The sequence below is a fragment of the Armatimonadota bacterium genome (assembly GCA_039679645.1).
Classification (GTDB): domain Bacteria; phylum Armatimonadota; class UBA5829; order UBA5829; family UBA5829; genus UBA5829.
Window position 1 is genome coordinate 1 of sequence record JBDKUO010000041.1, and the last position, 11,414, is coordinate 11,414.

Genomic DNA, 11,414 nt, shown 5'->3' on the forward strand with positions numbered 1-11,414 from the left:
AGCTGAGAATCGGTCTTTTAAGGACTATTTGCAGTAGAGGGCATACTGCTACAAGCGAGATATCAGTTATTTGCAGCGATTCTGCGCAGTAAAAAAGAACGCTATATTCGTCTATCGCAATTGCCTCTTGCCAATTTGATTTGCGGGTGAATAGTGGGCATGGTATAATCGAGTTGTGCGAATCGACACGCACTGGAGGAAACGGGTAAGTGAACCGATACATTAAAAACATAGCTGTATTTGTATTCATAGCACTCATAATCATGCTCCTTATGGGACGAAATCCGCTACGTCAGTCCCTCACCCCTACAAAGACGGTCGACTATTCCACTGCCTGGAAGCAGGTTTCCGACGGCATAGTCAAGACGGGCAGGTTCAATAAGGACAAGTTTGAATATCAGACAAAAAATGGCAAAAAATATGTTACCGATCTTGACCCAAGCGCTCCTGAACAGCGTTCCAAGTTTCAAGATCACCTGTTGAAATACAACGTTAACTTCAAAAATGAACCGCCATTCATATCCGACGGCATTATGTCTCTTTTATACACGATATTGCCGCTGGGCTTCATCGTAGTGCTGTGGATGCTGTTTATGAGGCAAGCTCAGGCGGGCGGAAACCAGGCGATGTCGTTTGGGCGAAGCCGGGCAAAACGGCTCAATGAGAATGTCCCGAAGGTCACTTTCGAGGACGTAGCCGGGGTCGAAGAGGCCAAACAAGAACTCGAAGAGGTTGTCGAGTTCCTCAAAAACGCAAAAAAATTCCAGGCTCTGGGCGCTAAAATTCCCAAGGGCGTGCTGCTGCTGGGACCTCCAGGATGCGGCAAAACGCTGCTGGCCCGCGCAATTGCAGGCGAGGCCGGTGTGCCGTTCTTCCATATCAGCGGATCGGACTTCGTTGAGATGTTCGTCGGTGTGGGCGCTTCCCGTGTAAGGGACCTCTTTGACACCGCCAAGGCAAACCGCCCGAGCTTGATCTTTATCGATGAGATCGACGCAGTGGGCCGCCAGCGAGGCGCAGGTCTCGGCGGAGGCCATGACGAGCGCGAGCAGACCTTAAACCAGCTCCTGGTCGAGATGGACGGTTTCGACCCGAACTCGGGCGTCATCATGATCGCCGCGACCAACCGGCCTGACGTGCTCGACCCGGCGCTGCTGAGGCCCGGCCGATTCGACCGCCGCGTGGTTGTCGACAACCCCGACGCCACAGGTCGTGAAGCCATTCTCAACGTGCACATTAAAGGCAAGCCGCTGGCCGATGATGTCAATATCAACAGCCTCGCCCGCAGGACTCCAGGCTTTTCCGGTGCTGACCTTGCCAACCTGGTCAATGAAGCTGCCCTGCTTGCCGCAAGGCGTGAGCAGACCAAGATATTCATGGCCGATTTCGAGGACTCCGTCGACCGCGTAATAGCCGGTCCCGAGCGCAAGAGCCGCCTGATCAGCGACAAAGAAAAAGAAATGGTGGCCTATCATGAAGTGGGTCATGCGATAGTAGGCGAGCTTTTGCCGAATGCCGATCCGGTGCATAAGGTCTCCATCCTGCCCAGAGGCATGGCTCTCGGCTATACCATGATGATGCCGGCTGAGGACAAATATCTGACCACCAAGAGCGAGCTTTTGGACGATGTCGCGGGTCTGCTTGGCGGACGTGTTGCCGAGGAGATCGTCTTTGACGAGATGTCCACCGGCGCGCATAACGATCTTGAGCGCGCCACCGAGACCGTCCGCGCCATGGTCTGCGAATATGGTATGAGCGATACGATCGGGCCGCTCACAGTCGGCAAGCGTCATGGCAATCCGTTCCTAGGCAGAGATGTCATGGAGGACCGTAACTACAGCGAGGAGATTGCTCAGCGCATAGATAAAGAAATCCGAACCACCATGGACGCTGCCTATGAGCGCGCGCGCAATATCCTCATGGAGAACCGTGATAAGATGGACTCCATAGTCAAGGTTCTTCTGGAAAAAGAGACTCTGGAGCGCGAGGAGTTCGAGGCCCTGATGGAGGGCGCTACCCTTGCCGAAAAGCATGAGGAGCCGCCTACAGCCTCCACTCCATTGGAACCCGACATCCCGGTCGATGAGAAAGTCGAGCGCAAGCCTGAGACCAAACCCAGGCTGGAACCGGGCGTAGCCTAAATTAAGTAAACTAAAGCTCCTTGCTGTTGCGAGGGGCTTTTTTATTACTATATCTTTACAAAGGGATTTTTCAGTTCCAAGTCGAACTCATCATCGGCGCTTGTTTGCTGCCGGGGGAGTCGATGAATCCATTTGAGACCTATATCCGAGAGCTCTACACTGCGCATGCGACTGGTGCAAATGTCGCTGAAACCTCACATTATGGCGCGCTCGCAAATCTCTTAAACGAAATCGGCAAGACACTCAAACCCAAAGTTAGTTGTGTAATAAACTTGCGAAATCAGGGCGCAGGCTTGCCGGATGGCGGCCTTTTCACATCCGACCAGTTGCGCAAGCATACCGATACGGTCTTTGATCAGGTTCCTTCTCGCGGTGCAATCGAGGTAAAAGGCACATCCGATGACGTCCTGCATATTTCGCAGACCAAACAGGTCAGGGACTACGTGGAGCGCTATGGCCTCGTGTTGGTTACCAATTACAGAGATTTCCTGCTCATCCAGCGTGGCGATAACGGCATTCATACAAACCTTGAGCGCTACACTCTTGCCGACTCGCAAGAGCAGTTCTGGCGTGAAGCAGCCCACCCGCGGAGTGTGGCCGAACGGCACGGTGAACGCTTCATCGAATATCTCAAGCGCGTCATGCAGCGCAATGCCCCTCTTGCCGATCCAAAAGACCTTGCATGGTTTCTTGCCTCATATGCTCGTGACGCCAAGGCGCGGATCGAATCGGCAAAAGACATGGATGCGCTTAAGTCAATTCGTGCAGCGTTGGAAGAGGCGCTAGGCCTTCAGTTCAAGGATGAAAAGGGCGAACATTTCTTCCGTTCGACCCTGGTTCAGACACTCTTTTACGGCCTCTTTTCTGCCTGGGTGTTGTGGTGCAAACAAAACAAGGATAACACATCCGCCCGCTTTGATTGGCGTATGGCGCAGTGGTCACTGCATGTTCCAATGATACGTGTCCTTTTTGAGCAGATATCCGCGCCGTCAAAGCTCGGGCCGCTTCAGTTGGAAGACATCATGACATGGGCGGGCGAGACCCTTAACCGTGTGGACAGCGCCGTGTTTTTTGATCGTTTTCAGGAAGAGCATGCCGTCCAATATTTCTATGAGCCTTTCCTTGAGGCGTTCGATCCCGAGCTTCGCAAAGATCTGGGCGTATGGTATACCCCGCCTGAGATCATCGAGTATATGGTCGAACGTGTCGATACCGTTCTTCGCGAAGAGTTGGGAATTGCCGACGGTCTTGCCGATCCGAGTGTCTATATACTCGACCCCTGCTGCGGCACCGGCGCATATCTGGTTGAAGTCCTCAAGCGCATAGAAAAGACTCTTAAAAGCAAGCGCAATGATGCCCTGATAGGCCACGATATAAAGAAAGCCGCCACAAGTCGCGTATTTGGATTCGAGATTCTTCCCGCGCCGTTTGTTATCGCGCACATGCAGCTCGGCCTGTTCCTTCAGAGCTTATCCGCTCCGCTAAAGGAAGATGGCTCCGAGCGCGCCGGGGTATATCTTACCAATGCCCTCACCGGTTGGGAGCCTCCGCAGGAGCCAAAAGATCGCCTTCTCTGGCCCGAACTCGAACAGGAGCGTGACGCCGCAGATGAGGTAAAACGCGACAAGCCTATTTTGGTGATCCTCGGAAATCCGCCGTATAACGCCTTTGCAGGCACAAGCCCAAAAGAGGAGCAGGGTCTTGTAGAGCCATACAAAGAGGGTCTGATCTCTGAGTGGGGCATTAAGAAGTTCAATATGGATGACTTGTATGTCCGCTTCTTCCGCTTGGCCGAAAGGAGGATTGCAGAGGTCACTGGGAAAGGTGTGGTTTGTTACATATCTAATTACTCTTATCTGAGTGATGCATCATATGTAGTCATGCGGCAGCGTTTCCTTAAGGGTTTTGATTCATTGTGGTTTGACAGCATGAACGGCGATAGTCGGGAGACCGGAAAGCTGACCCCTGATGGCAAACCGGACCCAAGCGTCTTTTCAACGCAGTACAATCGCGAAGGTATACGCTTAGGTACCACTATTGGCTTGATGGTCCGCAAAGGTGCTAGGACTGAAAACCCTGCAGTCCGATTTCGGCAGTTTTGGGGAGTCAACAAGCGTCAAGATGTTAAGAACAGCCTTGCTTTTGCCGAGCTTAATACCCACTACCGTTTCGCCGAGCCAATTCGGGAAAATTTATACTCCTTTAGGCCAGAGGTTGTGGCATCGCATTATCGTGGATGGTTAAGCGTAGCTGACCTATGTGGTTTCAGCCCATCATTAGGCATACTTGCGAACCGCAAGGATTCACTTATAAGCATTGACGCCAATGCTTTGGAACAAACTATGCGCACCTATATGGATGCGAATGTTCCCTGGGATGATATTGTAGCTCTTGGTTCCGGCCTAAGTCAAAATGCTGCACGTTTCGATGCCTGCGCTGCGAGAACAAAGCTTTTGCTAACCGAGGGTTTTGACGCGCATCGCATTTGCCGGATATTCGTCCGTCCAATGGACACACGATGGTGCTACTATACTGGAGTGCGTCCCGTCTGGAATGAACCGCGCCCGGCATACGCTGCACAGTGTTGGACGGGCAATGTCTCACTTGTTACACGCCGACGAGGTGTAGCCTCGCCAGAAGGAGTTCCATTTTACTGCACTTCTGCAATTGGCTTTCAACATGCGTTGAATACCGATGCTTATTTCGTGCCGCTTCGTTGGGACAGTTCTTTGACACCCAATAAAGATAACAATTCGCAGACCGGACTCTTTCAAACAAGCGATATCGGCAACGTTGGGGTTTCAGCGAATTTATCGCCAAAAGCACGCGCATATCTAGGCAGTCTTGGCATTTCTGATCCCGATTCGGATTCTCAAACAGCCGGTCTGATTTGGATGCATGTCCTCGCCATAGGTTATTCGCCACTGTACCTCAGTGAAAATGCGGACGGCATCCGCCAGGACTGGCCTCGAATACCTCTGCCCAACTCAAAAGACATGCTCCTGGCCTCAGCCGAACTCGGCGCAAAGGTTGCAGCACTGCTGGATACAGAAAAAGACGTCCCCGGCGTTACTTCAGGCTCGATTATGCCCGAGCTTCAGAATATCGGGGTGCTTACAGCGTCTTGCGGAGACTCTCTGAACCCGGACGCCGGAGACCTGGCTCTTAAGGCAGGTTGGGGGCACGCCGGTAAAGATGGTGTCACCATGCCCGGCAAAGGCAAGCTCGAATCGAGGACGGTCTGCAATAAATGCGGCTTCGGCGAGTCTACGTTTGATGTATATCTCAATAGCAAGGCATATTGGAAAAACATCCCCTCCCGGGTCTGGGACTATCACATCGGCGGCTATCAAGTCATCAAGAAATGGCTCAGCTATCGCGAGTTCGACTTGCTTAAGCGTCCATTAAAACCCGAAGAAGCGCTGGAAGTGACCAACATAGCCCGCCGCATCGCTGCCATACTTCTGCTGGAACCCGACCTGGACTCTAATTATAACCTGGTTAAGAACAATACCTATCCCTGGCCGCTTAACAAATAACCATCCAAGGTTTGGTTGCTTCGTGCAGCAGTGAATTACGCGTTGCCTTTCGCTATTCACCAACCCCGCTGCCGAAGCCGCCGAACCCTCAGCACCCTTAATACCGGCGCTCATTAACAATCAGTGAACAACATTTAACTGAAATACCATGGTCTGTTAACCACATTTTGGCTGAGTTGCCGTACTGTTATTATGGAAGGATAATTTTCGGATGCTTCGCGGACGTAGTCCCGAAGCATTGTGCAAGCGCTCCGGAGCATACGCTCGCGAAGTGTCTTTGCAAGAGGAAAGAATTACTGATATAAAAAAACAGCCAAAACGAACTGCCTCACGCTCAAAACTTAAAATTTCACGCTCAGTTCGTTTCGTCGATTCGGCAGCAGCCAAACACACTCTCTCTTGGTATCCAAAATTGATTTATTACCCGGCGGCGCCGCCTGGAAAAATCATTCGTTTCTGAAATGCAAGGTCTTTTGCCTGCCTGAGAGTCTTTTCAGCAAAGCTGCGCCATTCGCTGGTGGGATAGCGCTCCAAAAATGTGTTTATGGTGGCGATTGACGCAGCGCACTCATGCAGCGAACTCAGTTGCAAATGGGCGATCTTCAGCAGCGACATCTGGGCCTCGGCACTGTCAGGCTCCTGCTGCGCGATCTCATGAAACGCCGCGATAGCTCGTTCATACTGGCCGTTTTCTTCCTGGAAAGATGCCAGTCTGAACCTCCAACCGGCCTCCAGATGCGCATCCGGCCAAAACTGCTTCATTTCCGCAGCCACACTAATGGCTGCCTCTTCATTGCCCTGCTTGATATATAGCATAATCGCATTGCGATAATAAGGCAGAGACTGTGTCTCCTCCTCCATTATGGCCCAGAGCTTGCCAAGCTCAGCGTGGGCAAATGCATTGTCCGGGTCATACTTTACGAGGCTGTCATAGTCCTGGGCGGCTTCGAGCATATTGCCCTCATCGTAATCCTGACGGCCTTTCCTGGTCAGATATTCTCTTTCGCCCTGTAGAGCCATATTTGCTATCATGGCGGTCACAATACCGAATGTGAACCCGCCAAGATGACTCCAATAGGCCACATATTTCAATCTAAGGCCGAACAGGTCATCACGATACAGCGCCACAAGTCCCAGCCCGAGCTGCATCACCAGCCAGCACATGATCAAAAACAGCGCCGACACCTCTATGCCGTCGAGTTTGAAGATGCGCCTGTGAAACCTGACCGCATACAGGCCCATTACACCTGCAATCGCTCCCGACGCGCCCACCACTGCTCTGCTTGCGTAGTATGGGTCCAATGATGCCAGCACTATCGCTATATGCAGGACCGATGACGCAAGGCATGCGCCGATATAAAAGATGATAAACTCAAGCCTGCCGATTGCCCGCTCTATATCCGCCCCAAATATGTAGAGCAGAGCCATATTAGCGATGAGGTGGATGGGACCGTCATGAAGGAAGCAGGATGTAATCAGCCTGCCTACTCTAAAAGTATTGGGAATCAGGCCGAAGTCGCGCGCGGCGTTATCGAAGTCGCGGCTGAATATGATGGCCAGTATCACATTGACTGCGATAATCGTGACCACCGCCAGCGGGAACTCGGGCTTTTTGGATTGAACGTTTTGAGTCATTATGCTCCGCAATTTCAGGCTGATCAAAAGTAATTATACACCCGTCCTGCGCTGCAATAAAGCATGCCGTCACCCTATGGGATAATGGCTGCCTGATTTGTAGTCGCCAGCCGATGCGTCCGCGTATTCGGCTTCGAGAGCTTTTACGACCGCTGTCCAACTCATCCGCACACAGTCTCGACCGACAACAATCATAAAATCGTCCCTGTGGGACGAATCGACCCCTCTGATCTCACGATAAAGACCGATGGCTCGGTTCATATGTTCGAGCGCCTCAGTGTCTTCACCTCGCGCATGAGCCAGAGCGGCTTTCAGACGTTCGACATAAAACTCGCCCAGTCTGCCCATGCAAAAAGCGTCTCGTGTCAGACCCGGAATCTCCTTCTCGCCCGAATTGTTGCGCATCCCCTTCTCACCTGATGCGATTGCCTGCTCGGACAAATCGGCAAGCTCTTCAATCAACTCATCCGGACCATATGCGTCTTCGGGGGTGCCGGACTTGACGTACTCCGCAGGGTGAACGACCTTATCGCCCGTCACCTCCGTCCACCAGTCCCTGCCGGAAAAGATCGGGGCATCGTCTATATGGAGCATGTCCTCGATTGAAAGCAGATGGAGCTTATGTAAATAATGGTCAAATACGCAGCAGAACTGAGGCCGCCAGGCATCTGTCTTATCTCCCGCGATATAAAGGCTCAACAGCTCTAGTATGCGTGATCCGGCTTGGAAACCTTCGATTATCCGCTTGTTTCGCAGGAGCCATTTGGGCTGGCCTTCGCGGAGCAATTGCGGCACGCTGCTGCCTGCCCATACTCTGTACCAGACGAAGTCGCGCTGAAACTGATATTTGAAGTATGTATCCGACGTGCGCGGCCAGTCGCAAACCGAGAGCGGCAGAAGCGAAAGCCCGCCGCAGTTTATTCGGTTCAAATTTGCAAGCACTCCCTCGACGGTGTCGAATGAAAAACTTGTCCACGGCTCAAAATTGGACACGCGAAACTCGGCTGCAACATTTTCTGCCCCCACAGCCTCAATCCATCGGGTGAACAATGGGTCAGGATTTGCATCCACCAGGTGATCAGCCGTATATTTGACTGAGTAGCGAACAGGCCTATCTCCACGGCGCGATATTTTATTGACTGCGGCATCCGGTTCAGCCTGGTTGACGCATAGATAGAGCGGAGCGTCCGGCCTGACTGCATCCATCGCGTCAACGACTGTCTGCCCAACAAATCCGGCGTTAGCACCATCCGCCGACACGAACAGGCCTGAAAGCTCCGGGTAGTTTTCCAGCAGCGTGCGAACGCACATGTGCGCATATTTGACCGCGATATCCGGGGCTTGTTTAACGCTTGACTCCAGTTTGTGCGCGCCTGCGAACTTGTCCGGGAAACGATCGGCAGAGAAGAACAGGTAAGGGGCAATGTCATAGTCCAGAGCATTTTCAAATATCCAGTGGTGCATGCCTTGATATCTCGCAAGCCCCGCCTCATCCAGCACTGCGGACTCGGGATAATCCGCGGAAAGATCGATCATGAATGGAAACGGATGCGTATTTGCAAGTATCAGCGCATCAAATCCGCACTCAGCCATCGTGCGCAGCATTCTCTGCCAAACGCTCTTGTCAAAGAACCATTTATTGTCCCTGTATGCCCATGGTTCGCAACAGGCATTGCTCGTGATGCACGATACCGGGTCCCATGTCCAAAATGCTCGAAGCATACTATCTCCTTACAAGCTGAGAGTTGAGGGTGGAGAGTGAAGAGCCCATACCCGTCAACGTTCAGTTCAATTACTAGATACTAAATCAATCACGCTGATTTCGGGTCGACAGTAGAACCTCACTTGCGGCGCTGACGATTCCATTCCCATCCCACGATTTACATATAACATGCTCTTGCCGATTTTGTATAGCCCGGCCTGATATTTGCCTATCATGTCGCGGTCCGGTAAGAGCGCACCGAATATGGGCAGCCTTACCTGGCCGCCGTGCGTATGGCCTGAGAGCATCAGGTCGATACCTTTGCTTGCAGCCGAATCGAACGTATCAGGTTTGTGACAGAGCAGCACTTTATAAAGCGGCTCAACGTCAGGAGGCACATAAACCGCAGCCATCGGCATAGACCACCACAGGTGTCCCAACGCCACCTTGCCGCCTTTTCGAGTCGGGATGACCTCCCATCCCGTAATGGACTTCACTCCACCGTCTTCAAGAGCCTTAATATGCTTATAATTGTCCCAGTTCCCTTCAACAGCATAGGTGGGAGCGATTGTTGAAAGCTCTCTGCCCACACGAGTAAGCTCGGCAAAACCAGCAGGATCTTTTCTGTTCAGGTAGTCGCCTGTCAGGACTATTATGTCCGGCTTGCCGGCTGACGTCAAGTTAATCATGCTTCGCACGCGCCCGTTGAAGCTGGTCATGTGGAAATCGGACAGTTGAACGATCCGAAGCTTTGCTCCTGATGGAAGCTTTTTTGTATTGATGGTATGGTGGGTTACCTGCACCCAGTTCGGCTCTATGCAAAATGCATCGATCACACAAAAAACAACCGCCAAAGCCGCGAAAAGCCATAAAGCTCTTGTTAGACGGCTATATTTTTTTCTGAGAATTATGAGGCAGAGGGTTCGCAAATTTTCGTATGCGATTATCCAGACCAAACCAAAGAGAATGACCACCATCACTATCCTTGCATTAACAGACGTATTCAATAACCTTGTCCTCCAAATTATCTACTTAAATCCTGCGCCTGCTTGTTCCCGGCGAAGGAGATTGAGTTTTAGCGCAGAAGTGTTGCATGACCCAATTTGGACGATAAAAGGGAGAAATGCAGAAATGGCAGACAAACTCAAAATAGGCGTAATGACTTCCTTGCGCCCGGATGTTGCCGGTGAGCTCAAAAGAGTTAAGGACTTCGGACTCCAAAGCACTCAAATGGCGTGTTGGGGCCCGGAAAAGTATACCACAGATAATTCAAAGGCAGTCGATCTGGCGCGAAAAGAGTATGGTGTAGAGATATCTACTCTATGGACAGGCTACTCAGGCCCTGCACGCTGGAATTTTACCGAGGGACCATCCACCATTGGTCTGGTTCCGCCAGAGTATCGGGATACGCGTGTTGCGGACCTGATTGCAGGAGCTGAATTTGCAGCCGGACTCGGGATTGCGTCAATAACCACACATGCGGGTTTCATCCCGGAAAACCCAAAGGACGCGCTTTATGCGGGAACTGTTGATGCCCTTTCAAAAGTTGCAAATCGATGCAAAGAACTGGGCATCGGCTTTTACTTTGAGACCGGCCAAGAGACTCCTATCACAGTGCTTCGGGTGATGAAAGATATCGGAACAGACAATCTGGGTGTAAACCTCGACCCAGCCAATCTGTTAATGTATGGCAAGGCCAACCCTGTTGACGCGCTGGATATCATCGGACCATATGTGAAGGGTGTTCATGCGAAGGACGGGGACTATCCGACCGAGCCCGACAGCCTCGGCCCTGAAAAAGCGCTCGGCGAAGGACGTGTCAACTTCCCGGTCTTAGTGCCCAAGTTGAAATCCCTCGGATACACCGGCCCGATCACAATTGAGCGTGAGATAAGCGGTGATAAACAAATAGAAGATATAAAGAGAGCTATCGCGATTCTTGACCCGTTGTGCTAGATAATTAAGTTTCGTCCGGGGCAGGAATGCCCCGGACGATCATGTTGTAAAAAGCAGATTCCTCACTGCGTTCGGAATGACATAACCTGAAATCAGCAGCTAAGCTTTTTAGTCTTCCACTGAGCATGTAAGCTCTCAAAGTCGGCGATGAGCTGTTCCATTACTTTCATGCCTCCGCGCCAGAACTCGGGGCTCTTGATGTCGATACCGACTCGACCGAGCAGTTCTTCAGGCGAGCATGAGCCGCCCGTCTCTAGCAGGGAGATGAACTTGGGAACGAAGGCCTCGCCCTGCTCGAGATACATGGAATAGATCGCCAGGACGAGCAGTTCGCCGAATGAATAGGCGTAGACATAGAACGGTGAGCCGATGAAGTGGTTCACATACATCCACCAGACCTTGTGCTCCTCACCCATCTCGACTGAATCAAGGAACATAGCC

7 protein-coding genes are annotated in these 11,414 nt (G+C 51.9%); 3 read left to right on the forward strand and 4 right to left on the reverse strand.

The genetic code is table 11. The annotated features are described in order from the left end of the window. The first annotated feature begins 209 nt into the window (after positions 1–209). Both ftsH and ABFD83_08645 read left to right on the forward strand, forming a co-directional pair. Positions 210–2,141, forward strand: a complete 1,932-nt coding sequence (gene ftsH, locus ABFD83_08640) for an ATP-dependent zinc metalloprotease FtsH (protein ID MEN6357135.1) — start codon at positions 210–212, stop codon at positions 2,139–2,141. 122 nt (positions 2,142–2,263) lie between these two features. After that, a complete protein-coding gene (locus ABFD83_08645) occupies positions 2,264–5,680 on the forward strand; it encodes a type ISP restriction/modification enzyme (GenBank protein MEN6357136.1) in 3,417 nt (1,138 codons plus the stop codon). Positions 5,681–6,100: 420 nt separating this feature from the next. Here the strand turns inward: ABFD83_08645 and ABFD83_08650 are convergent, their stop codons facing one another. The 3 genes from ABFD83_08650 to ABFD83_08660 all read right to left on the reverse strand — a co-directional run bounded on the left by ABFD83_08650 (position 6,101) and on the right by ABFD83_08660 (position 9,853). Beyond that, positions 6,101–7,315, reverse strand: coding sequence for a rhomboid family intramembrane serine protease (locus tag ABFD83_08650; GenBank protein ID MEN6357137.1), 1,215 nt, complete (start codon positions 7,313–7,315; stop codon positions 6,101–6,103). A 69-nt stretch (positions 7,316–7,384) separates the two neighbouring features. Continuing rightward, positions 7,385–9,037 carry a hypothetical protein gene (locus tag ABFD83_08655; protein ID MEN6357138.1) on the reverse strand — a complete coding sequence of 551 codons (1,653 nt, stop codon included), beginning with the start codon at positions 9,035–9,037 and terminating at the stop codon, positions 7,385–7,387. 66 nt (positions 9,038–9,103) lie between these two features. Next, a complete protein-coding gene (locus ABFD83_08660) occupies positions 9,104–9,853 on the reverse strand; it encodes a metallophosphoesterase (protein ID MEN6357139.1) in 750 nt (249 codons plus the stop codon). A 295-nt stretch (positions 9,854–10,148) separates the two neighbouring features. On the opposite strand from ABFD83_08660, the gene ABFD83_08665 reads away from it, so the two are divergent. After that, the gene (locus tag ABFD83_08665) at positions 10,149–10,973 is read left to right on the forward strand and encodes a sugar phosphate isomerase/epimerase family protein (GenBank protein MEN6357140.1); all 825 of its coding nucleotides are present in this window, start codon (positions 10,149–10,151) and stop codon (positions 10,971–10,973) included. Between the two features lie 92 nt (positions 10,974–11,065). On the opposite strand, the gene ABFD83_08670 is transcribed toward ABFD83_08665, so the two are convergent. Beyond that, the coding region (locus tag ABFD83_08670; protein ID MEN6357141.1) for a M3 family metallopeptidase at positions 11,066–11,414 on the reverse strand (349 nt) is incomplete at its 5' end.